The sequence below is a fragment of the Streptomyces sp. NPDC041122 genome (assembly GCF_055592445.1).
Map to the genome: position 1 here is coordinate 604,493 of NZ_JBVIYQ010000001.1, position 26,173 is coordinate 630,665.

At 73.3% G+C, this 26,173-nt stretch carries 18 protein-coding genes; 16 read left to right on the plus strand and 2 right to left on the minus strand.

Going from position 1 to position 26,173, the window contains the following annotated elements; genetic code table 11:
• Window positions 1-119: 119 nt before the first annotated feature.
• The gene (locus tag ACZ6B8_RS02605) at window positions 120-3,113 is read left to right on the plus strand and encodes a beta-N-acetylglucosaminidase domain-containing protein (RefSeq protein WP_471606050.1); all 2,994 of its coding nucleotides are present in this window, start codon (window positions 120-122) and stop codon (window positions 3,111-3,113) included.
• A 94-nt stretch (window positions 3,114-3,207) separates the two neighbouring features.
• On the opposite strand, the gene ACZ6B8_RS02610 is transcribed toward ACZ6B8_RS02605, so the two are convergent.
• On the minus strand, window positions 3,208-3,744 hold the full coding sequence (locus ACZ6B8_RS02610; RefSeq protein ID WP_150167800.1) for an HNH endonuclease: 537 nt from the start codon (window positions 3,742-3,744) through the stop codon (window positions 3,208-3,210).
• Between the two features lie 310 nt (window positions 3,745-4,054).
• Here ACZ6B8_RS02610 and ACZ6B8_RS02615 point away from each other — a divergent pair, with 310 nt between their 5' ends.
• The 14 genes from ACZ6B8_RS02615 to ACZ6B8_RS02680 all read left to right on the plus strand — a co-directional run bounded on the left by ACZ6B8_RS02615 (window position 4,055) and on the right by ACZ6B8_RS02680 (window position 24,514).
• Window positions 4,055-5,137 carry a mechanosensitive ion channel family protein gene (locus ACZ6B8_RS02615; protein ID WP_471073857.1) on the plus strand — a complete coding sequence of 361 codons (1,083 nt, stop codon included), beginning with the start codon at window positions 4,055-4,057 and terminating at the stop codon, window positions 5,135-5,137.
• Window positions 5,138-6,667: 1,530 nt separating this feature from the next.
• Complete coding sequence (locus tag ACZ6B8_RS02620; RefSeq protein WP_471606051.1) at window positions 6,668-7,861, plus strand: ROK family transcriptional regulator; 1,194 nt, start codon at window positions 6,668-6,670, stop codon at window positions 7,859-7,861.
• A gap of 61 nt (window positions 7,862-7,922) precedes the next feature.
• Window positions 7,923-9,263: an ABC transporter substrate-binding protein gene (locus ACZ6B8_RS02625; protein ID WP_471606052.1), complete on the plus strand. Its 1,341-nt coding sequence runs from the start codon at window positions 7,923-7,925 to the stop codon at window positions 9,261-9,263.
• A gap of 15 nt (window positions 9,264-9,278) precedes the next feature.
• Window positions 9,279-10,214, plus strand: a complete 936-nt coding sequence (locus ACZ6B8_RS02630) for a carbohydrate ABC transporter permease (RefSeq protein ID WP_471606053.1) — start codon at window positions 9,279-9,281, stop codon at window positions 10,212-10,214.
• A gap of 6 nt (window positions 10,215-10,220) precedes the next feature.
• Complete coding sequence (locus tag ACZ6B8_RS02635; RefSeq protein WP_471073846.1) at window positions 10,221-11,126, plus strand: carbohydrate ABC transporter permease; 906 nt, start codon at window positions 10,221-10,223, stop codon at window positions 11,124-11,126.
• Window positions 11,127-11,134: 8 nt separating this feature from the next.
• The gene (locus ACZ6B8_RS02640; protein WP_471606054.1) at window positions 11,135-12,400 is read left to right on the plus strand and encodes a 6-phospho-beta-glucosidase; all 1,266 of its coding nucleotides are present in this window, start codon (window positions 11,135-11,137) and stop codon (window positions 12,398-12,400) included.
• The gene (locus ACZ6B8_RS02645; RefSeq protein WP_471606055.1) at window positions 12,391-13,383 is read left to right on the plus strand and encodes an N-acetylglucosamine kinase; all 993 of its coding nucleotides are present in this window, start codon (window positions 12,391-12,393) and stop codon (window positions 13,381-13,383) included. Before ACZ6B8_RS02640 ends, ACZ6B8_RS02645 begins: the two co-directional genes overlap by 10 nt.
• 209 nt (window positions 13,384-13,592) lie before the next feature.
• Entirely contained in the window at window positions 13,593-15,146 is a 1,554-nt protein-coding gene (locus tag ACZ6B8_RS02650; RefSeq protein WP_471606056.1) for a hypothetical protein, read from the plus strand.
• A gap of 32 nt (window positions 15,147-15,178) precedes the next feature.
• A complete protein-coding gene (locus ACZ6B8_RS02655) occupies window positions 15,179-16,174 on the plus strand; it encodes a glutamate ABC transporter substrate-binding protein (RefSeq protein WP_471073834.1) in 996 nt (331 codons plus the stop codon).
• A gap of 94 nt (window positions 16,175-16,268) precedes the next feature.
• Window positions 16,269-17,588 (plus strand): hypothetical protein, encoded by a 1,320-nt coding sequence (locus ACZ6B8_RS02660; protein WP_471606057.1) that lies wholly within the window; start codon window positions 16,269-16,271, stop codon window positions 17,586-17,588.
• Complete coding sequence (locus tag ACZ6B8_RS02665) at window positions 17,585-20,113, plus strand: serine/threonine-protein kinase (protein ID WP_471606058.1); 2,529 nt, start codon at window positions 17,585-17,587, stop codon at window positions 20,111-20,113. Before ACZ6B8_RS02660 ends, ACZ6B8_RS02665 begins: the two co-directional genes overlap by 4 nt.
• A 2-nt stretch (window positions 20,114-20,115) precedes the next feature.
• A complete protein-coding gene (locus tag ACZ6B8_RS02670) occupies window positions 20,116-21,495 on the plus strand; it encodes a PP2C family protein-serine/threonine phosphatase (protein WP_471606059.1) in 1,380 nt (459 codons plus the stop codon).
• A gap of 108 nt (window positions 21,496-21,603) precedes the next feature.
• Window positions 21,604-22,950, plus strand: a complete 1,347-nt coding sequence (locus ACZ6B8_RS02675) for a vWA domain-containing protein (protein WP_471073822.1) — start codon at window positions 21,604-21,606, stop codon at window positions 22,948-22,950.
• A 100-nt stretch (window positions 22,951-23,050) separates the two neighbouring features.
• A complete protein-coding gene (locus ACZ6B8_RS02680) occupies window positions 23,051-24,514 on the plus strand; it encodes an FHA domain-containing protein (protein WP_471606060.1) in 1,464 nt (487 codons plus the stop codon).
• 6 nt (window positions 24,515-24,520) lie between these two features.
• Here ACZ6B8_RS02680 and ACZ6B8_RS02685 read toward each other — a convergent pair whose 3' ends face one another.
• Complete coding sequence (locus tag ACZ6B8_RS02685) at window positions 24,521-25,480, minus strand: methyltransferase domain-containing protein (RefSeq protein ID WP_471606061.1); 960 nt, start codon at window positions 25,478-25,480, stop codon at window positions 24,521-24,523.
• A 188-nt stretch (window positions 25,481-25,668) separates the two neighbouring features.
• On the opposite strand from ACZ6B8_RS02685, the gene ACZ6B8_RS02690 reads away from it, so the two are divergent.
• A complete protein-coding gene (locus tag ACZ6B8_RS02690; RefSeq protein WP_471073813.1) occupies window positions 25,669-26,082 on the plus strand; it encodes a globin in 414 nt (137 codons plus the stop codon).
• The last annotated feature ends 91 nt before the right edge of the window (window positions 26,083-26,173 follow it).

Here is a 26,173-nt window from a genome sequence, read left to right on the forward strand (position 1 = left end):
AATCACCCGACCGATACCCGGCCCCGTTGACACCCCCCTCGCGTCAGTGGTGGGCTCGCTGCCACATGTGACGCAAGGGACCGCAAGGACCCCCGGGAACGAGAACAGGGGCGAGGGCCGTGCAGCTGCGACGCAGGAAGGGTACGGCCGTCGTCGCGCTCGCCGTGATCGCTGGAGCACTCGGCGGCGCGCCCGGCGCCCTCGCGGCCCCCGGAGCACCTGGTGCGCCCGGTACGTCCGCACCGCCCGCCCGACCCGATGCCCCCGTCACCTCCCCGGACGAGGCCCCCCGCGCCGGCCTGCCCGCCGTCTGGCCGCGCCCCCAGTCCATGAGCGCCACCGGGACCGCCGTCACCGTCGGGGACGACGTCCTCCTCGTCGCACCGCAAGCCGGCGCCGCCGACCCGTACGCCCTCCGAACCCTCCGCACCCTGCTGCGCGATGCCGGCGCCCGGCGGATCACCGAGGTGCGCGACGGCGACCCGCTCCCCGCGGGCGGCGCCCTCGTCGTCCGCGCGGACGGGACCGGCGCCGAACCGGCCCTGCGCTCCCTCGGCGTCCGCGAGCGCGGCGACCTGCCCGCGGGCGGCTACCGCCTGGCCGTCGGCCGCGTCGCCGGGCGCGCGACCATCGCCCTCGCGGGCACCGGCACGGACGGCCTCTTCCACGGCGTACAGACCCTGCGGCAGCTCATCGGCGCGGGGAGCGGCCCGCGCCAGGTGCCCGGCGTACGGATCCGGGACTGGCCCGGCACCGCCGTACGCGGTCTGACCGAGGGGTTCTACGGCACCCCCTGGACCCGCGAGCAGCGCCTCGCCCAGCTCGACTTCATGGGGCGCACCAAACAGAACCGCTACCTCTACGCCCCGGGTGACGACCTCTACCGCCAGGCCCGCTGGCGCGAGCCCTACCCCGCCGCCCGGCGCGCCGACTTCCGCGCGCTGGCCGAGCGCGCCCGCGCCCATCACGTCACGCTCGCCTGGGCCGTCTCCCCCGGCCAGGCCATGTGCCTGTCGTCCGACCAGGACGTCGCCGCCCTCACCCGCAAGATCGACGCCATGTGGGCGCTCGGCGTACGCGCCTTCCAGCTGCAGTTCCAGGACGTCAGCTACAGCGAATGGCACTGCGCGCAGGACGCCGAACGGTTCGGCTCGGGCCCCGCTGCCGCGGCGCGGGCCCAGGCCCGGGTCGCCGACGCCGTCGCCGCCCATCTGGCCCGGCGCCACCCGGGGGCGCCGGCGCTCTCCCTGTTGCCGACCGAGTACTTCCAGAGGGGCACGACCGAGTACCGCGCGGCCCTCTCGCGCGGCCTCGACCACCGGGTCGAGGTGGCCTGGACGGGCGTCGGCGTCGTCCCCCGCACCATCACCGGGCGCGAACTCGCGGGCGCCCGCGCCGCGTTCGGGCCGCACCCGCTGGTCACGATGGACAACTACCCCGTCAACGACTTCGCGCAGGACCGCGTCTTCCTCGGCCCCTACACCGGCCGCCGGCCCGCCGTCGCCACCGGATCGGCCGCGCTCCTCGGCAACGCCATGGAGCAGCCGGCCGCCTCCCGCATCCCCCTGTTCACCGCCGCCGACTACGCCTGGAACCCGCGCGCCTACCGCCCCCACGCGTCCTGGCTCGCCGCCATCGACGACCTCGCGGGCGAGGACCCGAAGGCGCGCGGCGCGCTGCGGGCCCTCGCGGGCAACAACGCCTCGTCCGTGCTCGGCGCCGACGAGTCGGCGTATCTGCGCCCGCTCATGGCCGCCTTCTGGCGCGCCCGCACGGAGCCGGACCGGGCGGCCGCCGAGAGCGCGGCGAAGCGGCTGCGCGCCGCCTTCACCGTGATGCGCGGGGCGCCGCGCCGGCTGGCCGGCAGCGAGCTCGCCGGCGAGGTGCGGCCCTGGATCACGCAGTTGGGGCGGTACGGCGCGGCGGGCGAGACCGCGGTGGACCTGCTGGCCGCGCAGTCCGCCGGGGACGGCGCGGCCGCCTGGCGGGGCGCGCGCAGGCTGACCGCACTGCGCGAGGAGCTGAAGGAGGGCGGCGTCACCGTCGGCAAGGGGGTGCTCGACCCGTTCCTCCAGCGCGCGCTCCAGGCGTACGCGACGTGGGCGGGGACCGACGGCGAGCGGGCGACCGACGAGGCGACGGCCCGCTTCGGCCGCGCCCGCGCGCTCGCCGCGGTGACGGTGCTCGCCGACCCCGGCACCGGCGGCACCGTGGAGTCGCACGTCCCCGGCGAGGGCTGGCGACGGCTCGGCACGCTCGCGCGCAGCGGCTTCACGGAGCTCCGCCTCCCGCGGGACGACGGCCACGCGGCGGGCACCACGGCGAGGCGCGCGGACGCCGTCCGTGTCGTTCCCGCCCACGGCGCGGACGGCGCGGTCCGTCACCTCGTGCCGTGGTTCGCCGACGGCCCGGCGGCCCGCCTGACGCTGAGCCGCGCCGAGGCCGACGTGGAGATCGGCGGCGGCCCGAGCCGGATCACGGTGGGCCTGCGCTCCCTGCGCCCCGCCGACGTCCGCGGAAGGCTGCGGGTGAGGGCCCCGCGGGGCCTCGCGGTGAAGGCGCCCGGCGAGGTCACGCTGCCGCGCGGCACGCGGGTCGGCGTCCCGGTCGGCCTCACCGTCCCGGCGGGCACCCGCGCGGGCACGTACGAGGTCCCGGTGGCCTTCGGCGGGGAGAACCGCACGGTGACCGTCCGCGCCGTCCCCAGAACCGCCGGCCCCGATCTGGCGCGCGGCGCGCGGGCGGACTCCTCGGGCGACGAGACGAAGGACTTCCCGGCGTCGGCCGCCGTCGACGGCGACCCGAGGACCCGCTGGTCGTCACCCGCCGAGGACGGCGCGTGGTGGCAGGTGGAACTGGCCGGGCCGGTCAGGCTCGGCGAGGTCGTGCTGCGCTGGCAGGACGCGTACGCCGCCCGGTACCGCGTGCAGACGTCGGCCGACGGCCGGACCTGGCGCACGGCGGCCACGGTGCGGCACGGCCGGGGCGGCCGCGAGTCGGTCCGGATGGACGCGCCCGGCACCCGCTACCTCCGCGTGCAGGGCGACCGGCGGGCGACGCGGTTCGGCTACTCGCTCTGGTCGGTGGAGGCGTACGCGGTCGCCGAGGAGTGACCCTTGACGACCGCGTACGGCATCCGCGTACGTACCGCGTCGTCCGTACACCCGCGGCCGTACAGCCGCGTACAACAAAGGCCCGGATCGGGAGCTAGGCGGAAATGCCGTCGATCCGGGCCATCGCGTCGTCCGCGCCGAACGGCTGCAAGTACGGCAGCCAGCGCGGATCCCTGTGTCCGGTCCCGATGATGCGCCAGGCGAGGCCGGAGGGCGGTGCGGGTTTGTGCCGCAGCCGCCACCCGAGCTCCATCAGGTGACGGTCGGCCTTGACGTGGTTGCAGCGGCGGCACGAGGCCACCACGTTGTCCCAGGCGTGCTGGCCGCCTCGGCTCTTCGGAATGACGTGGTCGACGCTGGTTGCGACGCCACCGCAGTACATGCACCGACCGCCGTCGCGGGCGAACAGCGCCCGCCTGGTCAGAGGAACGGGCCCCCGGTAGGGGACCCGGACGAACCGCTTGAGGCGGACCACGCTGGGTGCGGGGACGGTGCGCGACGCGCTGTGCATGAAGGCGCCGGATTCCTCGAGGCAGAGAGCCTTGTTCTCCAGGACGAGGACGAGCGCGCGGCGGAGCGGTACGACGCCGAGGGGCTCGTACGACGCGTTGAGGACCAAGACATGCGGCACGGCGGATGCCTCCTTGTACGCCGGCGGCGCGTGGCTCGCGCCGGGACGATCTGCAGCCAGTCTCCCCTCATGCCTGGTCGTAGCGCCAGCATGTGCTCGTAACGGCCTTGAAGTGTTTTCGACCACAACGGGTGCCGGCGGCGGGACGTCCCTTGGTTCTTCCCCAGGTGAGCACCGTCTCTCCCGCGAAGATGGCAACGATCCACACACGATGCCCCGTTAGTGTGGTGTGTCTGCCCGGACCCGCGGTTCGTCTCCGTCGAGCCGCTCTCACCTCCCGGGCAGGCCGCGATACCTGGAGGTACCCGCAGTGTTCTTGTCCGTCCTGTCGGCAGCCGGAACGGACCCGGACGACAAGCCGACGCAGAAGCCGCCCACGCTCGAGGACGCGCAGGAGAGCGCCACGAACGCGGCCAGCTGGGTCGAGCAGAACTGGTCCGCCTGGCTGGGCATCGGTCTGCGCATCGTGCTCATCGTCGCGATAGCCGTCGTCCTGCGCGTCCTGGTGCGCCGCGCCATAACCAAGCTGATCGACCGCATGAACCGCACGGCCCAGGCCGTGGACGGCACGGCGCTCGGCGGCCTGCTGGTGAACGTCGAGCGCCGCCGTCAGCGCTCGCAGGCGATCGGTTCCGTGCTCCGCTCGGTGGCGTCGTTCCTGATCCTCGGCACCGCCGCGCTGATGATCCTCGGCACCTTCGACATCAACCTGGCCCCGCTGCTCGCCTCCGCGGGTGTCGCGGGCGTCGCGATCGGCTTCGGCGCCCGCAACCTCGTCACGGACTTCCTCTCCGGCGTCTTCATGATCCTGGAGGACCAGTACGGCGTCGGCGACTCCATCGACGCGGGCGTGGCCTCCGGCGAGGTCATCGAGGTCGGCCTGCGCGTGACGAAGCTGCGCGGCGACAACGGCGAGATCTGGTACGTGCGCAACGGCGAGGTCAAGCGGATCGGGAACCTGTCGCAGGGCTGGTCCACGGCGGGCGTCGACGTGACGGTCCGCCCGGACGAGGACCTGGAGAAGGTGAAGGCGACGCTGGCGGAGGTCGGCGAGACCATGGCCAAGGACGAGCCGTGGAACGAGCGTCTCTGGGGGCCGGTGGAGATCCTGGGCCTGGACAGCGTGCTGCTCGACTCGATGGTGGTACGGGTCTCCGCCAAGACCATGCCGGGCAAGTCCCTGGGCGTGGAGCGGGAGCTGCGGTGGCGCATCAAGCGGGCGTTCGACGAGGCGGGCATCCGGATCGTGGGCGGCCTTCCGTTGCAGTCTGCGGAGGACGCGCCGGATCCGTCGGCGGCGGTGGCGGCCCTCTCGGCGTACGCGTCGGCGACGTCCCCCCAGTCCTTGGCGGCGTCGCCGATCCCGCCGCCCCCGCCGAACATGTCGAAGTAGGTCGAAGTAGGGGGATGGCGGCGGGCTTGGCCCGCTCTGCTCCGTCCATCACGCGAACCGGCCCCATGGGGGCGGACGTCAGAGGCGAGGCTCGGTCTGCGCGGAGCCTTCGGTGGGCCGGTGGCGTTGATGGGTACCGGGGCCGCCCGGGTGTTTGCGGAGTGTGGCGCCTCCGGGCCGGCAGTAAAGGGCGCTCCGCTGCGCTACGCGTCGGCTTCGCCGATTCCGCTGCGCTCCACCCTTGACTCCCGTCCCTCCACCGCAGCGAAACGTCCGACCCGGCCGGCCAAGGGATGGCGGCGGACCTAGCCGGTCGGGTCATCACCTCTCGCTGCCGGGTGCCGACCGGCCCATCGCGGGCGGACGCCTCGGTGCGTGCTCGGCCAGCCACGCGGCCACGCTGCTCGGGCCACCCCCTCTCGTCGCCGGGTGCGGCCCGGCCCATCGTGCGCGGATGCCACGGTCGGGGCTCGGCCCACGGCCCAGCTGGTTCGGGTCACCGGCTCGCGCGGCCGGGTGCGGACCGGCCCATCGCCAGCGGATGCCACCTTCACTGTCCTGCCCGGGGGGGGTCCGGCACCTACTTCGGGAAAGTTGCGAAGCAGACCCCCGCGCGCCCCCTCCCCACGCTCCACGCGCCGCCGAGTGGGTGGCCGGTTGCAGGCTCGCGCCGTCCACGTGAGCCCGGCAGCCCCACTCAACTCATCCATCCCGCATGCCTCATGCGTCACGACAACCCGTCTGTCCCGAGACTCCCCGTGTCCCGCAGAAACCCCGTCCGCCCCACCCCTCGCGGCGGATTGACCGCTTCCGGGGCGCTTTGGGGTGTGGGAGGGGGGCGCGCGGCATACTCATTCGCAACTTTCCCAAAGTAGGTGCCAGCCCCCCCCGGCGGGCAGTCCAACGGAGGTGGCGTCCGCTGGCGATGGGCCGGACCGCACCCGGCAGCGAAAGCCGATGACCCGCGCAGCGAAGCCGGACGGCTGGCCGAGCACGCACCGAGGCCCGCGCCCACGATGGGCCGGTCCGCACCCGCCGCGCGAGCCGATGACCCGAGCGGCGATGCCGCGCGGCTGGCCGAGCTCGCACCGGGGCGTCCGCCCACGATGGGCCGGGCCGCACCCGGCCGCGAAAGCCGATGACCCGACCGGCTAGGTCCGCCGCCATCCCCTGGCCGGCCGGGGCGGACGTTTCGCTGCGGTGGAGGGACGGGAGTCAAGGGTGGAGCGCAGCGCAATCGGCGAAGCCGACGCGTAGCGCAGCGAAGCGCCCTTTACTCCCGTCCCGGAGGCGCCACACTCCGCAAACACCCGGGCGGCCCCGGTACCCATCAACGCCACCGGCCCACCGAAGAGGCCGAGACAGACCGAGCCCCGTCGCCGCCGCACCCTGCGCAACACCAACCCCTCCGAGATAACGACTTCGTAGCCGGGGAGCCATTCACTCTTGACGCCCCGTTCACGCCAGCCGTACGGTCCTCACCAATTGGAAAGTTTCCTAACAGTTAGCGGTCGAGAGGCAGGCGTCGGCATGACGACAGCAGGCAGCACCCCGGGCTCCCCGGGTACCTCGGGCTCCCCAGGTACCCCGGGCACCCCCCGCGTCCTGCGCGCCATGAACGACCGCGCCGTCCTCGACCTCCTCGTCGTCCACGGCCCCCTCACCCGCACCCGTATCGGCGAGCTCACGGGACTGTCGAAGCCCACCACCTCGCAGCTCCTCGGCCGCCTGGAGGCCGCCGGGCTCGTCCACACCACCGGGAGCCTCAGCGGCCGCCCCGGCCCCAACGCCCAGCTGTACGAGATCGACCCCGGCGCCGGCCACGTCGCCGCACTGTCCGCCGACCCCACCGGCATCACCGCCCTGGTCGCCGACATCACCGGCACCGTCCTCGGCAAGGCGCGCGTGGAGGCGGACGCCGTCGCCGAGGACGTCCGGCACCGTACCGCCCAGCTCGTCACCGAAGCCGTCGACGGCGCCCTGCGCCAGGCGGGCCTCGGCCACGACGATCTGCGCGCCGCCGTCATCGGCACCCCCGGCGCCATCGACCCGCACACCGGCCAGCTGCGCTACGCCCCGCATCTGCCGGGCTGGCACTCGCGGACGCTGCGCGACGATCTCGCCGCCGTCCTCGGCACGCCCGTCGACATCGAGAACGACGTGAACCTGGCCGCCGTCGCCGAGCAGTACGAGGGCGCCGCCCAGGACCACGACAACTACGTGCTGACCTGGCTCGACGAAGGAGTCGGCGCCGCCATCGTGCTCGGCGGCACCCTGCTGCGCGGCGCGACCGGCGGAGCGGGCGAGATCGGCTACATGCCGCTCCCCGGCGCCCCACTGCTGCGCGGCGAGGGCACGGGCGGCGGCAACGGCGGCTTCGAGAGCCTCGTCTCCGCGTACGTCGTCCGCGAACTCACCGACGGTGGCGCCACGTTGGAGGAGGTCATGGCCGACGACACCGCGCTCGGCGAGGTCGCCCGCCGCATCGCCACCGGCATCGCCGCGGTCGTCGCCGTCGTCGACCCCGAACTCGTCGTGCTGTCCGGATCGGTGGCCCAGGCCGGCGGCGACAAGCTGCGGGTCAGGGTCGAGGAGGAGCTGACCGGGCTCGCCCTCCCCCGCCCCCAGATCCGCATCAGCGAACTCGACGGCGACCCGATCCTCACCGGTGCCCTCCGCTCGGCCCTCACCCAGGCCCGCGACCAGGTCTTCGACACGGCCTGAAGCACCCCCGCCCACCAGTCCACCGCCCCGCCAACTCCCCCTCCTGCAAAGGAAGTCCGCCATGCCGCGATGGCGCATGCCCATCTGCGCGTCCGCGGCGCTCGCCGCAGCCGGTCTGTTGCTCTCCGGCTGCGCCAACCCGAGCGTCGGCAGCGCGAACGACGACCCCACCGAGCCGGTCACCCTGAAGTTCTGGCACGGCTGGGCGACGCCCGGCGAGGTCAAGGCCGTGAACGACAGCATCGACCGGTTCGAGAAGCTGCACCCGAACATCAAGGTGCGGGCCACCGGCAACGTCTCCGACGAGACCATCAACCAGGCCCTGCGGGCGGGCGGCGACAAGGCCCCGGACGTGGTGTCGTCCTTCACCACCAACAACGTCGGCCAGTACTGCGACTCGGGGATGTGGGCGGATCTCGATCCGTTCATGGCGAAGACGGGCCTCGACAAGCGCAAGACGTTCCCCAAGACCCTGCTCGACTACACGAGTTACCGGGGCAAGCAGTGCGCCCTGCCACTCCTCGCCGACGCCTTCGGGATGTACTACAACAAGGACGCCTACAAAGAGGCGGGCATCGAGCGTCCGCCGCGCACCATGTCCGAGTTCAAGGAGGTCAGCAGGAAGCTGACCGTGCGCAGCGGCAAGAACTCGTACAAGCGGGTCGGGTTCATGCCCAACTTCCGCTTCTACCAGAACAGTCCGGACCGCCTCTTCGCCCAGTGGGGACCGCGGTACTTCGACAAGGCCGGGGACGCGCGGCTCGCCGACGAGCCGTCGACGTACGCGTTCTTCAAGACGGCGCGGCAACTCGCCGACGCACAGGGCGGTTACGGCGATCTCGAACGGTTCCGCCTCACCTTCGGCGACGAGATGTCCAGCCAGAACGCCTTCCTGACCGGCAAGGTCGCGATGCACCTGGACGGCGAATGGCGCGGCCTGATGCTGAAGGAGGCCAAGGCCGACTTCGACTGGGGCGTGGCCCCGCTGCCCGTACCCGACGACCAGGCCGACACGTACGGGCGCGGCTTCATCACCGGCACCGTCGCCGGCATCGCGCACAGCAGCAAGCACCAGAACGCCGCCTGGGAGCTGGTGCGTTTCCTGACCGCGGACACCGGCCAGGTCGTGGACTTCGCGAACGCCATCCACAACGTGCCCTCCACGTTCGCGGCGCTCAAGTCGCCGAAGCTGGACGCCGATCCGACCTTCCGGACCTTCTTCGACATCCTGGAGAACAAGCACAGCAAGGCCCTGCCGCCCTCCGTCAACGGCGGCGCCTACGTCGTCTCGCTGCAGGACTTCTCGTACTCCGCGGAGGCCGGGCGCGTCCCCGACCTGCGCAAGGGCCTGAAGAAGCTCGACGAACAGATCGACGCCGACACCCTCCAGTCGAAGAGCTGAACCGAGGACCCCGCCATGGCACTCTCCCTCTCCAACCCCGCGCGCCGCAGACTGCGCACGCTGGGCTTCCTCTCCCCCTGGCTGGTCGGGTTCAGCGTCTTCTTCGCGTACCCGCTGATCGCCACCGTCTACTTCTCGTTCATGCACTACAACCAGATCAAGGAGCCCACCTTCGTGGGCCTGAGGAACTGGAGGTACGTGTTCGAGCAGATGCCGCTGTTCGCTCCCGCCCTGTGGAACACCCTCTGGCTGGTCGTGGTCATGGTGGCGCTGCGGGTGGTCTTCGGGCTCTCGCTCGGGCTGCTCATCACGAAGATCAAGACGGGCACGGGCTTCTTCCGCACCGCCTTCTACCTCCCCTACCTCGCCCCGCCGGTCGCCGCCACCGTCGCCTTCGTCTTCCTGCTCAACCCCGGCACCGGCCCGGTGAACGAGATCCTGGACGCGGTCGGCATCTCCGGGCCCAACTGGTTCAACGACCCGGACACCGCCAAGCCCTCACTGGTGCTGCTCTCCCTGTGGGGCATCGGCGACCTGATGGTGATCTTCATGGCGGCACTGCTCGACGTGCCGAAGGAGCAGTACGAGGCCGCCGACCTGGACGGCGCGGGCGCCTTCGCCAAGTTCCGTTACGTGACCTGGCCCGCGATCACGCCCATCGTGATGTTCGCGGTGGTCACCGGCGTCGTACAGACCATGCAGTACTACACGCAGGCCCTGGTCGCGGGGAAGGTGGCCTCCGGCGTCAACATCGGCCCCGGCTCGGTGATCCAGCCCGGCTACCCGGACCACTCGACCCTCACGGTCCCCCAGCTCGTCTACCAGATGGGCTTCCAGAACTTCAACACCGGTGCCGCGTGCGTGCTTTCGCTCGTGCTCTTCGCCATCGCCATGGCCGTGACGACGCTCCTGATGCGCAAGCGCTCCGGGCTGCTCGCGGCGGAGGACTGAGGACTCATGACGACCACGACTCTCGGCGCGCCGACCACCGCGGCCCCCGCCTCCCGGGAACGGGGCCCCGCCGCCGCCCGCGCCCGCCGCAAGCGGATCCTGCACTGGATAGCCGTGCACAGCGTGGCGATCGCCGTCGCGCTGCTCTTCGTCCTGCCGTTCGTCTTCGTCTTCCTGACGTCGGTGATGAGCGACTCGCAGGCGATGAGCGGCGACCTGTGGCCCGACGCGTGGCACTGGTCCAACTACCGACAGGTCTTCGAGACGCCGGGCTTCCTCGACTGGTGGCGCAACTCGCTGATGTACGCGGGGCTCGGCACCCTCTTCACGGTCTGCTCGGCGGTCCCCGTGGCGTACGCGCTCGCCAAGTTCCGCTTCCGCGGCCGGCGCACCGCGATGCTGCTCGTCATCTCGACGATGATGCTGCCGCCGCAGGTCATCGTGATCCCGATGTACCTGGTGTGGGCGCAGCAGTTCCACCTGTCGGGCACGCTGTGGCCACTGATCATCCCGATGGCGTTCGGCGACGCGTACTCGATCTTCCTGCTGCGGCAGTTCCTCCTCACCATCCCCAAGGAGTACATCGAGTCCGCGAAGGTCGACGGCTGCGGCGAGTTCCGTACGCTCGTCAGGATCGTGGTGCCGATGGCCAAGCCCGGCATCGCCGCCATCGCGCTCTTCCAGTTCTTCTACTGCTGGAACGACTACTTCGGGCCGCAGATCTACGCGGCCCAGAACCCCGGCGCGTGGACGCTCAGTTACGGCCTGGAGTCGTTCAAGAGCGCCCACAGCGTCAACTGGAACATGACCATGGCCGCGACGCTGCTCGTCATGGCGCCCGTCATCGTCATCTTCTTCTTCGCACAGAAGGCCTTCGTCGAAGGCGTCACCCTCACCGGAGTAAAGGGCTGAGAAACGGTATGAAGCTCGCAGTGGTCGGCGGAGGGTCGACCTACACACCCGAACTCATCGACGGGTTCGCCCGGTTGAGGGACACCCTGCCGATCGAGGAGCTCGTCCTCGTGGACCCGGCGGCCGACCGCCTGGAGCTGGTGGGCGGCCTCGCGCGGCGCATCTTCGCCAAGCAGGGCCACCCGGGCCGCATCGTCACCACCTCCGACGTGGACGCGGGCGTCGCCGGCGCCGACGCGGTCCTCCTCCAGCTGCGCGTCGGCGGGCAGGCCGCCCGGCAGCAGGACGAGACCTGGCCGCTGGAGTGCGGCTGCGTCGGGCAGGAGACCACCGGCGCGGGCGGTCTGGCGAAGGCGCTGCGCACGGTGCCGGTCGTCCTCGACATCGCCGAGCGGGTGCGGCGCGCCAACCCCGACGCCTGGATCATCGACTTCACCAACCCGGTGGGCATCGTCACCCGTGCGCTGCTCCAGGCCGGGCACAAGGCCGTCGGCCTGTGCAACGTGGCGATCGGCTTCCAGCGGAAGTTCGCGCGGCTGCTCGACGTCGCGCCGGGCGAGGTGCACCTCGATCACGTGGGCCTCAACCACCTCACCTGGGAGACGGGGGTACGGCTCGGGGGGCCGGGCGGCGAGGACGTCCTGCCGAAGCTGCTCGCCGAGCACGGGGACGCGGTCGCCGAGGACCTGCGCATGCCCCGCGCCATCGTCGACCGGCTCGGCGTCGTCCCCTCGTACTACCTGCGCTACTTCTACCAGCACGACGCCGTCGTCGAGGAGCTCCGCATCAAGCCGTCGCGCGCCGCCGAAGTCGCCGCGATGGAACGCGAGTTGCTGGAGATGTACGGCGACCCGACGCTCGACGAGAAGCCGGAGCTGCTCGCCAGGCGCGGCGGCGCCTTCTACTCGGAGGCGGCCGTGGACCTGGCGGCCTCGCTGCTCGGCAACGGCGGCAGCCCGCACCAGGTGGTGAACACCGTCAACAACGGCACGCTGCCGTTCCTGCCCGACGACGCGGTCATCGAGGTGCAGGCGACGGTGGACCGCTCGGGCGCCACGCCGCTGCCCGTGCCGGGTCTCGACCCGCTGTACTCCGGACTGATCGCGCACGTCACCGGCTACGAGGACCTGGCTCTCCAAGCCGCGCTGCACGGTGGCCGCGAGCGCGTCTTCAAGGCGCTGCTCGCGCACCCGCTGATCGGTCAGTACGCGTACGCCGAACAGCTCACCGACAGCCTCATCGCGCACAACCGGGAGCACCTGGCGTGGGCGTAGGCACGAGCGTGCTCGCGATCGACGCGGGCAACAGCAAGACCGACGTCGCGGTGGTCGCGGCCGACGGCAGCGTCGTCGGCGCGGCCCGCGGCGGCGGGTTCCAGCCGCCGCTGGTCGGCGTCGAGGCCGCGGTGGACATCCTCGCGGGGGCGGTGGCGCGGGCGTTCGCCGAGGCCGGCACCGACTCCGTGGGCCATGTGTCGGCGTGTCTGGCCAACGCCGATCTCCCGGTCGAGGAGCGGCAGTTGGCGCAGGCGCTGCGGCTGCGCGCCTGGGGCTCCTCCGTCGAGGTGCGCAACGACACGTTCGCGGTCCTGCGCGCCGGGCTCCTGGAGGACGCCGAGCCGCGCGGTGTCGCCGTGGTGTGCGGCGCGGGCATCAACTGCGTCGGCATGCTGGCGGACGGCCGCACCGCCCGCTTCCCGGCCATCGGCCGGATCTCCGGCGACTGGGGCGGGGGGGCCGCCCTCGCCGAGGAGGCGCTGTGGCACGCGGCACGCGCCGAGGACGGGCGCGGGCCCGCGACGGCGCTGCGCGAGGCGCTGCCCGCGCACTTCGGGCTGGTGTCGATGTACGCGCTGATCGAGGCGCTGCACCTGGGACACATCGCCGCGCTACGGCGGCACGAGCTGACGCCGGTCCTGTTCGCCACGGCGGCGGCCGGCGACGCCGTCGCCCGGTCGCTGGTGGACCGGATGGCCGACGAGGTGGTGGCCATGGCGGGCGTCGCCCTGGACCGGCTCGGCCTGCTCGACGAGGAGGCGCCGGTCCTGCTGGGCGGCAGCGTCCTGGCCGCCCGTCACCCGCAACTCGACGACCGGATCGGGATGTTGCTCGCGGAGCGGGCGCCGAAGGCCGTACCCCGGGTGGTCGCCGCACGGCCGGTGCTCGGCGCGGCCCTGCTCGGCCTGGACCGGGTGGACGCGCCCGCGCGGGTGTTCGCGCGGGTGCGCGAGCAGTACGAGGGCGGCGCCCGCGGCTGAACGGACGGATGCCCCGCGCCCTGTGGCGCGGGGTATGGAACCGAACCCCCCTCAATCACGTGTACAAGGGCAGGGATCCGCACAAGATCGAGTCAAGACCTGTGCGGATGTGAGTCCCTGCGGCAATACTTGCGGCCGAGCACTTCTTCCCGCGCCGCGCGCCGGGCGGGAGCAACTGTCCGGAGACCGAGGGGGAGGTCGAGGTCGAGGTGACACAACCGCCGAGCGGCAGAGCCGTGCCGCCGGGCCCGCCGGGGCCGCCGACGCAGGGCCCCGGTCCGGCCGCGCCCGCGATGCCCGCCGGGCCGCCGCAGGCGCCGGGCGCCGCGTCCGTACCGCCGCCGTCGACCTCACCGGAGATACCGGGGACGCCAGGCACTCCACACACCCCGGGTACTCCTGGCCCCCCGGCGGCCCCCGGCGCCCCGCGCCGCCGTACCGCCTGGTCCGAGGGCGTGGACCGGCTGCGCGCCGCCGCGACCACGGAACCGGGCAGGCTCCGCATCATCGGCGCCGTACTGGCCCTGCTCGTCGTCGCGTTCGGCGCGGTGACCACCTGGCAGATGACCGAGCGCTCGGCCGCCGCGGACGACGTGCTGCACCGCAGCCAGCCGCTGACCTCCGACGCCGCGGCCATCTACCGCTCCCTCGCGGACGCCAACACCGCGGCCTCCAGCGGCTTCCTGGCCGGCGGCCAGGAGCCCGCCGACGTACGCGCGCGCTACGAGCGCGACATCGAGCGCGCCTCCGACAAGCTGGCGAAGGCCGCGTCGAACGCCGGGTCGGGCTCCTCCTCGGCGGCCTCCGTCGGCAAGCTGAACAAGCTGCTGCCCGAGTACACCGGCCTGATCGAGCGCGCCCGCGCCAACAACCGCCAGGGCCTGCCGCTCGGCGGCGCCTATCTGCGGTACGCGAACGACAAGATGCAGACCCAGATGCTGCCGGCCGCCGAGAAGCTCTACACGGCGGAGAACGACCGGCTGAGCTCGGACTACGACAGCGCGAGGCCCTACCCCTGGTTCGCCATCGCCCTCGGCGTCCTCGCCCTCGCCGCCCTCGGCTGGGCGCAGCGCCGCAACTACCGCCGTACGAACCGGGTGTTCAACCACGGCCTGCTCGGCGCGAGCGCCGCCGCGACGGTGGTGCTGCTCTGGCTCGTCGTCGGCCACACCGTGGCCCGCTCGGGTCTCGGCGACTCCTACGACCACGGCGTGCGCTCGCTGAACGTCCTCAACGACGCCCGCATCAGCTCCCTGAAGGCGCGCGGCAACGAGAACCTCACCCTGGTCAGCCGGGGCGCGGAGACCACCGAGGTGAACGGCGAGGCGCAGGACAAGTTCGACGTCGCCTACCGTGCGCAGATGAAGCAGCTGGGCGGCGCCGGGAGCGGTCTGCTCGGCAGGGCCGCCGACCTCGCCCGCGACACCGGCGGCGAGAGCCCCGTCACCGAGGCCGCGAAGAACGTGGGCGTGTGGAAGGACCGGCACAAGGTGGCGCGCGCCAGCGACGACGCGGGCAACTACCGGGGCGCGCTCGACAAGGTCATCGGCTCCAAGGCCGACAAGCCGACCGGTGAGTGCTTCGACAACGTGGACGCGGCCCTGGACCGGGCCCTGGCCTTCGAACAGAACGAGTTCCAGCAGGCGGCGCGGGACGGCAGGGGCGCCATGAGCGGGCTCCCGGTCGGCGCCGCCGTGCTCGCCGTGCTCGCCGCGGCGGGCGCCGTGCTCGGTATCGGCCGCAGGCTTTCGGAGTACCGGTGATGGAGTCAGAGGTGAGAGGGGGCGCGCGGACGATGCGGACACGGCGCGGCACGCCCGGCAGGCTGCGCGGCTGGGGCGGCATCGGCGCGATGGGCGTGGCGTGCGCCCTGACGGGCACGCTGGTCCTGGTGCTCCCGCAGTGGGGCGGCGGCGGGGACGGCAGTACCGGCCGCGGCGGCCCCGGGAGCACGGTCGCGGCCCCCGCGCGGGCCGACGCCGACGACTGCAACGACCGCAGCCTGCGCCCCTCCGGCAAGGACGGCCCGGCGATCGAGAAGATCAAGAACCGCGAGGTGAAGAAGCTCGTCGTCGGCGTCGACCAGAACAGCTACCGGTGGGGCTACCGCGACCCGAACAAGGCGGGCGGCCGTCTGGAGGGCTTCGACATCGACCTCGCGCACGAGATCGCCGAGGAGATCTTCGGCGACCGCGACGCCGTGGTGTTCCGCGCGATCCCCACCAACCAGCGCATCAAGGCGATCCAGAGCGGTCAGGTCGACATGGTCGTGCGCACCATGACGGTCAACTGCGAGCGTCTGAAGGACGTCGACTTCTCCACCGGCTACTTCGAGACGGGCCAGCAGGTGCTCGCCCCGAAGAACTCCGACATCACCGGCTACGACACCTCGCTCGCCGGCAAGAAGATCTGCACCGCCTCCGGCTCCATCGCCGAGGAGGAGCTCAAGAAGAAGAACTACGGCGCCGACATCTCCACCACGGTCCCGAACCAGCTCGACTGCCTGGTGCGGCTCCAGCTCGGCGAGGTGGACGCCGTGGTGACCGACAGCGCGCTCGCCGCGGGCCAGGCGGCGCAGGACCCGACGGTGGAGCTGAAGGGCAAGGAGCCGTTCACCACCGAGCACTACGGCATCGCGATGAAGAAGGGCTCCGACGACCTGGTCCGCCGGGTCAACAAGGTCCTCGACGACTACCGCGACGACGACGGCTGGAAGAAGTCCTACGACCGCTGGCTGAAGGCGGCCCTCGACAAGGACGCGGACCCGCCGGCCCCCGCGTACCGCGACTGACCCGGAGCCGACAACGGACCTGGTACCACTGGAGAGTTACGACTGAGGACTCACGACCGAGGACTCACGGCGACACAGAGCGGAGAGGTGATCGATGAGCGTCGCGGGACCCCCCGGTCCGGTGATGGACCGGGACGAGGTGGACCGTGCGCTGGCGCGCCTCGACGCCGAGCACGAGGCGATCGAGACCTCGCTCCTCGCCCTCCAGGACCACGCGGGCCGCCGCCTGCTCGAAGGCGCCCGGCTCACCGGCGTCACCGAGGAGCGCTGGACCACGACGGAGGAGCGGATCACGCTGCTCTGGGCCTACTTCGACGCCTACGCCGGCGCCCTGCGCACCGCGCACGACGTACGGGAGCGCAGACGCTGGCCCGGCCGGGACGACCTCGTGGAGCTGACCGAGCTGCTGCGCGGCGACTCGGTGACGGTCCCGGGCGGCTCCGCTTCGGGTGCGTCCGCCGCGGTCACCGGCCCCGCCAGACTCACCGAACGCTTCACGCTCGAAGAGCTCGTGGCGCGGATGAACGAGCTGTACGCGCACTCCCTGGACATGGTGGTCGCCGCCGACGCGGTCTGGTCGGCACTGCCCGCCCGCATCGACCTGCTCGCCGCCGAGCTGGGCCGCACCCGCCAGCTCGCGCACTCCGTGGGCGTACGTCCCGGGGAGCACCCCGCGGGCGACGACCTGGACCGCATCACCCGCACCCTGACCGCGCTGCGCGAGCAGGTGGTCTCCGACCCGCTCGCCTTCTGGCAGCGCGCCGAGGGCAGTTCGGCGCCCGGCGGCGGCCGCCCGCACACCGAGCGCTACGACCGCGAGGCCCGCGCCCTGGAGGAGGTGCGCCGCGAGATCGAGGCGGTGCTCACCGTCCGCCAGGACGCGGAGGCCCGGCTCGGCAGGCTGCGCGACGTGCTCTCGCGCGCGGACCGCACCCTCGCGGAGGCCAGGAGCGCCCGGGGCGAGGTCCTCGCCAAGATCGCCGCCTCCGAGGTCCCCGCGGTCAGCGGCCCGCCGACCGCGCTGCAGGAACAGCTGGCGGCCGCCGCCGAGTACCGCAGGTTCGGGCAGTGGCACCGCCTCTCGCCGCTCCTGGAGTCCCTCGAGGAGAAGGCCGAGGACGAACTGCTGCGCGCCCGCGAGTCGTTGACCGCCGTGACGGCGCCGCTCGCGGTCCGCGCGGAGCTGCGCGGCCGCCTGGACGCGTACAAGGCGAAGATCGCCCGCCTCGGCCACGCCGAGGACCCGTTCCTGATCGAGCGGTACGACGCGGCGCGCCGGATGCTGTGGAGCGCGCCCTGCGATCTCCGCGTGGCGGAGCAGGCGGTCCTGCGCTACCAGCAGGCCGCCGCGGAGGCGCTCGCGCCGAAGGTCCCGCAGCAGGGCGGGCCCACCGACCGGACGGGGGAATCGTGAGCCAGCGACAGTGTCAGCGGCCCGGATGCACGGGGTCGTACGAGGACGTCGGCGGCGGCGAGATGTACTGCGACACCTGCGGCCTCGCCCCGGTCGTCGCGCCCAACGGCATGGTCGGCTCGTCGCCGACGGGCATCACGGCCGGCGCCAAGGGGTCGCGGGGCTCGGGCAGTTCCAGCGCCCGCTCCACCTCCGGCACGTCCTCGCGCTCGTCCCGTTCCTCGCGGTCGCACTCCTCGCGCAGGTCGGTGTCGGGGCGGCTGTCCCGCTCGCTGTCCGGCGACTCGACATCCCGCTCGGTGTCGGTGCGCAGCTCGGGTTCGGCGGCCTCGTCGTCGGGCCGCGGGCGGCTCGGGGCCGGCCTGGTCGCGGTGCCGGACGTGCCGCGCCCCGACCCGCGCGGCGCGGTGCAGGATCACCCGGAGGTGCCGGAGCGCAAGCGGTTCTGCTCGCGCTCGGACTGCGGGGCCCCGGTGGGGCGGGCGCGGGGTGACCGGCCGGGCCGCACCGAGGGGTTCTGCACCAAGTGCGGTCACCCGTACTCCTTCGTGCCCAAGCTGAACCCCGGCGACATCGTGCACGGCCAGTACGAGGTCGTGGGATGTCTGGCGCACGGCGGGCTCGGCTGGGTCTACCTCGCCATCGACCGCGCGGTGTCCGACCGCTGGGTGGTCCTCAAGGGCCTGCTCGACACGGGCGACCAGGACGCGATGGCGGCGGCCATCTCCGAGCGCCGCTTCCTCGCCGAGATCGAGCACTCCAACATCGTGCGGATCTACAACTTCGTCGAGCACCTCGACCAGCGCACGGGCTCGATGGACGGCTACATCGTCATGGAGTACGTCGGCGGCAAGTCGCTGAAGGAGATAGCCAACGGCCGCCGCACGGAGACCGGCAGGCGCGACCCGCTGCCGGTGGAGCAGGCCTGCGCGTACGGCATCGAGGCCCTGGAGGCGCTCGGCCATCTGCACAGCCGCAACCTCCTCTACTGCGACTTCAAGGTCGACAACGCCATCCAGACCGAGGGCCAGCTGAAGCTCATCGACATGGGCGCGGTCCGCCGGATGGACGACGACGAGTCCGCGATCTACGGCACGGTCGGCTACCAGGCCCCCGAAGTCGCCGACACGGGCCCCTCGGTGGCCTCCGACCTCTACACGGTCGCGCGCACCCTCGCGGTCCTGACGTTCGATTTCCAGGGCTACACCAACGTCTTCGTGGACTCCCTGCCCGACCCGGACAACATCGACGTCTTCCGTACGTACGAGTCGTTCTACCGGCTCCTGGTGCGCGCCACCGACCCGGACCCGGCCCGCCGCTTCGCCACCGCGCAGGAGATGGCCGAGCAGCTCACGGGCGTCCTGCGGGAGGTCGTGGCGCTGCAGACGGGGCGCCCGCGGCCCGCGCTCTCCACGCTGTTCGGACCCGAGGTGAAGGTGCCGGACACCGAGCTGTTCGCGGAGCAGACCGGCGACGTGTCCCTGCTGGGGGTACGCGCCGCACCGCCCGCGCCCGGCACCGGCACCGGCACCGGCCCGCAGGGCGCCACCGGCATCGTCCGCGCGATGGACGCCGTCACCACCGCCCTCGCGCTGCCCGTGCCGCTCGTCGACCCGGCCGACCCGAACGCCGGGTTCCTCGCGGGCCTCATCGCCTCCGCGCCCGCCGAGCTGATCACCGCGCTGCGGGCGGCGCCCGCCGCCTCCCTCGAACTCCAGCTGCGCGGCCTGCGCGCCCGCCTCGCCATGGGGGAACTGCGGCCCGCCGCGCAGGCCCTGGCCGATCTGGAGCTCCAGCATCCGGACGACTGGCGGGTGGTCTGGTACCGGGGCGTCGCGTCCCTGGCGACCGGCGACTTCGAGACGTCGGCGCTCTCCTTCGACGCCGTCTACGACGCCTTTCCCGGCGAGCCCGCGCCCAAGCTGGCGCTCGGCGTCTGCGCGGAGGTCCTCGGCCAGCTGGACAACGCCGCCGAGTACTACCGCCTGGTGTGGGCGACCGACCCGAGCTATGTGAGCGCGGCGTTCGGCCTGGCCCGTGTGCAGCTCGCGGCCGGTGACCGCGGCGGCGCCGTGCGCACCCTGGAGTCGGTGCCGGAGTCGTCCATCCACTACACCGCTGCCCGGGTCGCGGCGGTGCGGGCGCGGCTGCGGCAGCGCATGGGCGCCGGTGCGGACCCGTCGCTGGACGCCGCCTTCCTGGACGACCTGACGGCCGCCGCGGGGCAGACCGAGGCGCTCGCCGCCTTCGGTCTCGACGCGGTGCGCAGGGAGCGCCTGTCGACCGAGGTACTGGGCACGGCGCTCGACTGGGTACTCTCCGGTAGGCACTCTGGTCACGCCTCCGCGCCGCCGGCCACCACCGGCACGCGGACCGTGCTGCTCGGCAGCGACCTGGACGAGCGCGGCCTCCGGTTCGGTCTGGAGCGTTCGTACCGGACACTGGCCCGGCTCGCTCAGGGTGGCGAGGAGAGGATCGAACTGGTGGAACGGGCCAACCGTTTCCGCCCCCGGACGTGGGTGTGAGTATGTCGCAGATGCCCCAGCTGTCTGCCTGCCCCAGCTGTGAGGAGCCGCTGGAGTCGGGTGACCTGTATTGCGGTGCGTGCGGGTTCGACCTGTCGGCGGTGCCACCGCGGCCGGCCGCCTCGCCGGACGGGTCCGCCGCAGCGGGCGAGCCGGAGCGCTGGCCGGTCGCGCCGGACGCCGACAGCTCCGACCGGCCGGTGCCGGCCCACCTGCCGACGGACCTGGCGGGCACGGACTCCGCGGGCGGCGCGCTCTCCGGCACCCCGGAGGCCGGTGCGGTGGCCGCGGCGGCCCGGAACGCCGCGCAGGCGCAGCCCCCTGCGGAGCGCCCCGCGCCCGCCGAGCCGGACGAGTACCCGCTGCCCGCTCCCGGCGCGGGCGCACCCGCCCCCGTACCCGCCGCCGAGCCCGCGGCCGGCGCCGACCCGCGCACCGACCTGCCCGGCGGCACGCCCCCGGCCGGCACCAAGCTCTGCGTGGCGTGCCGTTCGGGCCGGGTGGACCCGGACGGGTACTGCGAGAACTGCGGGCACGCCCAGCCGCGCGAGCGCGACCACATGGAGCAGGAACTCGATACCGTCGCCGCGGTCAGCGACCGCGGGCTGCGCCACCACCGCAACGAGGACGCCTTCGCGATCTCCGCGGCCGCGCTGCCCGACGGCTCTCCCGCCACCGTCGCGATCGTCTGCGACGGCGTCTCCTCGGCGACCCGCCCGGACGAGGCCTCGCTGGCCGCCTCCCGCGCCGCGGGCGCCTGTCTTCGGGAGTCCCTGCCGCGCGGCGTCCACCCGCAGCAGGGCATGCACGACGCGATCCTCGCGGCGGCCGACGCGGTCAACGCGCTGGCCGACGAGCCCGCCGCGGCCCGCGAGCACAGCCCGCACCAGAACGCGCCGGCCTGCACCCTGGTCGGCGCGATCGTCGCCGGCGGCCTGCTCGTCGTCGGCTGGGTCGGCGACAGCCGCGCCTACTGGGTGCCCGACGACCGCACGGGCCCCACCGTCCGGCTGACCGAGGACGACTCGTGGGCGGCGCAGATGGTCGCCGCGGGCCTGATGAGCGAGGCGGAGGCGTACGCCGACGAGCGCGCGCACGCCATCACGGGCTGGCTCGGCGCGGACGCGTACGAACTGGAGCCGCACACCGCTTCCTTCAAGCCGGACCGTGCGGGTGTAGTGGTGGTGTGCACGGACGGTCTGTGGAACTACGCGGAAGCCGTCGAGGAGATGGCCGACGCGGTGCCCGCCGACGCCGCGGTCCGCCCGCTGCACAGCGCCCAGGTCCTGGTCGGCCACGCGCTGGACGGCGGGGGCCACGACAACGTAACAGTGGCCGTCGTCCCGTTCCCGTTCGTGGCACAAGGGGCAGGATCGGCCTAGAGCGGACGCATATCAACGCGACGGACGCCCGCCCGCCACAGGGGCGACCCGGCCGACATGGGGGAGGCCGGGGTCCGGGCGTCCGAGGATCTGAGGGGGAGCAGTTCCATGGCCAACTTCTCGAAGTCGACCGTGCCGCAGTTCACGGTCGACGTGTACCAGAACGAGTATCTCCCGGAAGGCGGCAGGGAGGTCAACGCCATTGCCACGGTCACCTCGACCGGTGGCGGGACGATCGGTTCCGCGGTGGGGGCCCCGCATCTGTACTCGGCGGGGCAGAGCCCGGACGCCGCTGTCGCGATCATGGTCGACTGTTCCGGGTCGATGGACTACCCGCCCACGAAGATGCGCGGCGCGCGGGACGCCACCGCCGCGGCGATCGACGCCCTGCGCGACGGCGTGCACTTCGCGGTGATCGGCGGCACGCACGTCGCCAAGGAGGTCTACCCGGGCAACGGCCGTCTCGCGGTGGCGGACGCGGCCACCCGCGGGCAGGCCAAGCAGGCCCTGCGCAAGCTGAGCGCGGGCGGCGGCACCGCGATCGGCACCTGGCTGCGCCTTGCCGACCGTCTCCTCTCCTCCGCCGACGTCACCATCCGGCACGGCATCCTGCTGACCGACGGCCGCAACGAACACGAATCGCCGGACGACCTGAGGGCCGCGCTCGACTCCTGCGCGGGCCGCTTCACCTGTGACGCCCGCGGCGTCGGCACGGACTGGGAGGTGAAGGAGGTCACAGGGATCGCCTCGGCGCTGCTCGGCACCGCCGACATCGTCGCCGACCCGGCCGGGCTCACCGCCGACTTCACACAGATGATGGAGACGGCGATGGGCAAGGAGGTCGCCGACGTCAGCCTGCGGCTCTGGACGCCGGTGGGCGTGGAGATCAAGTTCGTGAAGCAAGTGGCGCCCACGGTCGAGGAGTTGACCGACCGCCGCACGGAGTCGGGCCCGCGCTCCGGGGACTATCCCACCGGGTCCTGGGGCGACGAGTCCCGCGACTACCACATCTGCGTCCAGGTGCCGGGCGCCGAGCTGGGCCAGGAGATGCTCGCGGCCCGCGTCTCGCTGATCGTGCCGCAGGAGGACGGCAGCGCACGGACGCTGTCGCAGGGGCTGGTGCGGGCGGTGTGGACGGACGACATGGAGGCGTCCACCTCCATCAATCCGCAGGTCGCGCACTACACGGGCCAGGCGGAGCTGGCCCACGTCATCCAGCAGGGCCTCGACGCCCGCAAATCGGGCGATGTCGACGGCGCGACGGCGAAGCTCGGCCGCGCGGTGCAGCTGGCCGGCGCCTCGGGCAACGCCGATACGGCGAAACTGCTTTCGAAGGTGGTGGACGTCGTGGACGCCGCGGCAGGTACTGTTCGATTGAAGGCGAAGGTCGCCGAGGCCGACGAGATGACACTCGAGACCCGGTCGACGAAGACCGTTCGCGTCAAGAAGCAGTAGCGCGTCGACGACGCGGGTACGCGGTGCTCCGGCGCCGCGTACGGAACACGATCAGCACGTACGGCCCGCGGGCCGGAGAAGGAGAGGGGGAAGCGCCGACATGCCGACCTGCCCGAACGGACACCAGTCGGGTTCCGACGACTGGTGCGAGGTCTGCGGTCACCGCATGGCCGGTGCCGTACCGCCCCCACCCCCGCCGCCGCCCCCGGCCGGATACGGGTATCCCCCGCCGCCGCCCGGCCAGGACCCGGGGTTCCCGCAGCCCGCGCCGGGCCGCCCGCACCTGGCCGCCGTGCCGGAGCCGGCTCCCGAGGCGGAGCTCTGCCCGCAGTGCCGCACGCCCCGCGAGGCGAACGCGCCGTTCTGCGAGGAGTGCCGCTGGAACTTCCTGACGAACACGGCGACCTCGTACACCCCGGCCGCGCCGAACCCGCCGCTGCCCGGCACCCAGGGAGGGCCCGGCCAGGGTCCCGGCCGCGTACCCGGTCCCGGGCACGGCCCCGGTCCAGGACACGGCCCCGGCATGCCGCCGGGTCCGAACCCGGCCCAGCAGTTCCAGCAGCCCCCGCCCGGCTACGAGTACCAGGGCTCGCGCCCCTCGCAGATGAACCGCCCCGCCGAGCCGATCCCGCCGTTCGGCAACGGCGGCCCGCAGGGTCCGGGTCCGCAGGGCCCGCAGGGTCCCGGCCAGCACAGCCCCGGTCAGCACGGTCCGGGTGGCCCTGGTCCGCAGGGTCCCGGCCAGCACGGCCCCGGTCAGCACGGTCCGGGTGGTCCCGGTCAGCACGGCCACCTCGGCCCGCAGGGCCCCGGTCACCAGGGTCCCGGTCCCGGTCAGCCGCCGCCCGGCGCCCCGCAGGCGTTCCAGCAGCCGGGTCCGCCCGCGCCGCCCGCGTTCCCGCAGGAGTCGGGCGCCCCGCAGGGTCCGCCCCCGCCCCCGCCGGGTCCGTCCTTCGGCGGCGGAGGCGACGACTGGGTGCTCTCGCCCCCGTCGTCCGCGGCCCCGCCCTCGGCCCCGGCCCCGGCCCAGCAGGACCCGTTCCGCCAGGAGCCCTTCCCGCAGCAGGACGGGGGCCGGCAGCAGGAGTCCTTCCCGCGGCAGGACCCGTTCCCGCAGGCCCCCGGGCAGCAGCAGGCTCCCCCGGCTCCGCAGGGTCCCGGCACGTGGACGGCGACGATCGGTCCCGACCGCGAGTACTTCATGGCGATGATGCAGCGCAGCGGCCCCGAGGCGTCGGGCCTGAACCTGCCCGCGTACTCGCCGGAGCAGCAGCGCCCGCTGTCCGGCAACCAGATCAGCATCGGCCGCCGCCGGCACTCCACGGGTGACACCCCGGACATCGACCTGTCGGTGCCGCCGGAGGACCCGGGCGTCTCGCACCAGCACGCGGTCCTGGTCCAGCAGCCGGACGGCGGCTGGGCGGTCGTCGACCAGAACTCGACGAACGGCACCACCGTCAACGGCGGCGAGGAGCCCATCCAGCCCTTCGTCCCCATCCCGCTCCAGGACGGCGACCAGGTGCACGTGGGCGCCTGGACGACGATCACGATCCGACGCGACTGAGCGGGTTCACAGCGGCCAGGCGTACGGCCCTTCGGGGTCGTCGAGCCAGGCCCACTCGTACGGTCCGCTCACACTCACCCCGAAGCGCTCGCGCTGTGGCAGCCCCTCGCGCTGCCACAGCGCGAGCGCTTCGTGCGGATCGAGGGTGCCCGCGGTCAGCTCCAGGAGGAAGCGGAAGAGCTCGTCCTGCAGGGCCCGGCGCGGCAGCGCCCCGATGTGCCGCTCGGGCGCGCTCCGCGCCTCGCCGCCGCGCAGCGGGACGAAGTAGGCGGGTGTGTGCAGGAAGCGCCCCTCGGCGTGCTCCGCGTCCCGTACGGTCAGCGCGATCAGGCCGGTGGCCAGCGGCGCGAGGATCCGGGCGCCGGGCGCGCACTGGGCGAGCCAGGTCCGGGGCACCGAGGTCAGGGCGCAGGTGACGATGATCCGGTCGTAGGGGGCGCGCTCGGGGCAGCCGGCCGCGCCGTCGCCGGTCACCACGGCCGGGCGGTACCCGGCGGCCGCGAGGTGGCGCCGCGCGGACTCGGTGATCTCCGGGTCCAGGTCGACGGTCGTGACGCGGTCGTCACCGAGCCGGTGTGCGAGGAGCGCGGCGTTGTACCCAGTGCCCGCGCCGACCTCCAGGACGCGGTGGCCGTCCCGTACGTCGAGTTCGACGAGCATCTTCGCCATCAGGGACGGCTGGCTGCTGGAGGAGAGCAGGCTCCCGTCGCGCACCCGGGTCGCCAGCGGGGCGTCACTGTAGGCGCCGCGCAGCCAGCGGGCGCGGCGCCCCGCGTCGGGGTCCTCGCCCCACAGCCGCTCGTATCCGCCCCCGGCGCCCACGTAGTAGTACGGCACGAACAGGTGGCGCGGCACGGCCGCGAATGCCGCCCGCCAGGCCGGGTCGTCCCGCCAGGCCCCGCTCGCCTCGATCTCGCGCACGAGCGCGGCCCGGGCCTCGGCGGCGACGACAGGATCGGGTTCCATGGGTCCACTGTGCTGCGCGGACGCCGCCGATGCGAGTGGCGGGGCCTGGACGGGCGCCGACCGGCCCGGCGTGCGGAGGTCGGCAGGTTCCGGGGGGCTGCAGGTTCCGGGGGGCTGCCGGTTCCGGGGGGCTGCCGGTTCGGGGGGTGGTCCTAAGTCTTCCGTACTCGGTCGCCCCGTCTGAGACCATGGACGGTGTGAACGAGATCCCGCGCGGCACGCTTCAGGAGCAGACCTACTACGAGCAGGTCGGCGGCGAGGAGACCTTCCGACGCCTGGTGCACTTCTTCTACCAGGGGGTCGCGGAGGACCCGCTGCTGCGGCCGATGTACCCGGAGGAGGACCTGGGCCCGGCCGAGGAGCGCCTCGCGCTCTTCCTCATGCAGTACTGGGGCGGCCCCCGCACGTACAGCGACAACCGCGGCCACCCGCGCCTGCGCATGCGCCACGCGCCGTTCACGGTCGACCGGGCCGCGCACGACGCCTGGCTGAAGCACATGCGCGCGGCGGTCGACCGGCTCGGCCTCTCCGCGGAGCACGAGCGCACGCTGTGGAACTACCTGACGTACGCGGCGGCGTCCATGGTCAACTCCGAGGGCTGACACGGCGGGACGGCGCGGCGGCCCCCGTGCGAGGCGGCGAGGGGGAACCCGCTCCGGGCGCCGCTCCGGGCGACGGGGCAGATCCTCGCGT

Excerpts from the sequence above, each read along its gene's own strand:
- ACZ6B8_RS02620 (WP_471606051.1), top strand. The coding sequence starts at position 6,668 with ATGACGACAGCAGGCAGCACCCCGGGCTCCCCGGGTACCTCGGGCTCC.
- ACZ6B8_RS02625 (WP_471606052.1), top strand. The coding sequence starts at position 7,923 with ATGCCGCGATGGCGCATGCCCATCTGCGCGTCCGCGGCGCTCGCCGCA.
- ACZ6B8_RS02630 (WP_471606053.1), top strand. The coding sequence starts at position 9,279 with ATGGCACTCTCCCTCTCCAACCCCGCGCGCCGCAGACTGCGCACGCTG.
- ACZ6B8_RS02635 (WP_471073846.1), top strand. The coding sequence starts at position 10,221 with ATGACGACCACGACTCTCGGCGCGCCGACCACCGCGGCCCCCGCCTCC.
- ACZ6B8_RS02640 (WP_471606054.1), top strand. The coding sequence starts at position 11,135 with ATGAAGCTCGCAGTGGTCGGCGGAGGGTCGACCTACACACCCGAACTC.
- ACZ6B8_RS02655 (WP_471073834.1), top strand. The coding sequence starts at position 15,179 with ATGCGGACACGGCGCGGCACGCCCGGCAGGCTGCGCGGCTGGGGCGGC.
- ACZ6B8_RS02660 (WP_471606057.1), top strand. The coding sequence starts at position 16,269 with ATGAGCGTCGCGGGACCCCCCGGTCCGGTGATGGACCGGGACGAGGTG.
- ACZ6B8_RS02670 (WP_471606059.1), top strand. The coding sequence starts at position 20,116 with ATGTCGCAGATGCCCCAGCTGTCTGCCTGCCCCAGCTGTGAGGAGCCG.
- ACZ6B8_RS02675 (WP_471073822.1), top strand. The coding sequence starts at position 21,604 with ATGGCCAACTTCTCGAAGTCGACCGTGCCGCAGTTCACGGTCGACGTG.
- ACZ6B8_RS02680 (WP_471606060.1), top strand. The coding sequence starts at position 23,051 with ATGCCGACCTGCCCGAACGGACACCAGTCGGGTTCCGACGACTGGTGC.
- ACZ6B8_RS02685 (WP_471606061.1), bottom strand. The coding sequence starts at position 25,480 with ATGGAACCCGATCCTGTCGTCGCCGCCGAGGCCCGGGCCGCGCTCGTG.
- ACZ6B8_RS02690 (WP_471073813.1), top strand. The coding sequence starts at position 25,669 with ATGGACGGTGTGAACGAGATCCCGCGCGGCACGCTTCAGGAGCAGACC.